The organism is Vibrio sp. S11_S32, assembly GCF_014694465.1.
Lineage (GTDB): Bacteria > Pseudomonadota > Gammaproteobacteria > Enterobacterales > Vibrionaceae > Vibrio > Vibrio algicola.
In genome coordinates this window covers 1-536 of sequence record NZ_JAAUWS010000152.1, presented here as the reverse complement: position 1 = coordinate 536, position 536 = coordinate 1, and the positions used below count along the sequence as shown (strand labels likewise).

1 protein-coding gene is annotated in these 536 nt (G+C 50.7%); it reads right to left on the bottom strand.

Annotation, left to right across the window (positions count from 1 at the left end):
• A partial coding sequence (locus HC723_RS17055; RefSeq protein ID WP_190339957.1) for a hypothetical protein occupies positions 1 to 536 on the bottom strand: 536 nt, incomplete at both ends.

Here is a 536-nt window from a genome sequence, read left to right as displayed (position 1 = left end):
GTAACCGAGCTTGAACCATGCACTGGGTATTCGTTGCCTTCGGCTGGGTTTTGCACATCGCCTTCGTCAACAGTGACCGTATCGGTTACATCGGCCGCATTGTCACCGTCGGTAATGTGAATAGTAATGGTGCCGTTAGCCGTATCCCCATCGTCATCCGTGCCGTGCACGTTTAATGCGATGTCGGTGATATCCCCATCATTTTGGTCGATCGGTTGCTCTTGGGTGACAACGTAGTTGCCTTGCGCATCGATGGTCACACTCAAAACGGTGTTGCCGTCGGTGTCGACTAAGGTTAAATCATTGCCATCAACCGAATAAGTCGTCGCTTCACCATTACTGGTGATCCCATCTAAACCGGCTTGTTCGGTGTCAAACACGATTTGGTCTACGTGATCACTGCCTTGGTCAAATTCAATCGAACCATTGGCGGTTTGGGTGCCGTCATTTTCAGTGATGCTGGCGCCCGTGTCCACGCCAAAGCTTGGATCTTCACCATCTTTAAAGTTGACGTGTACCGTCACATCCGACGTATC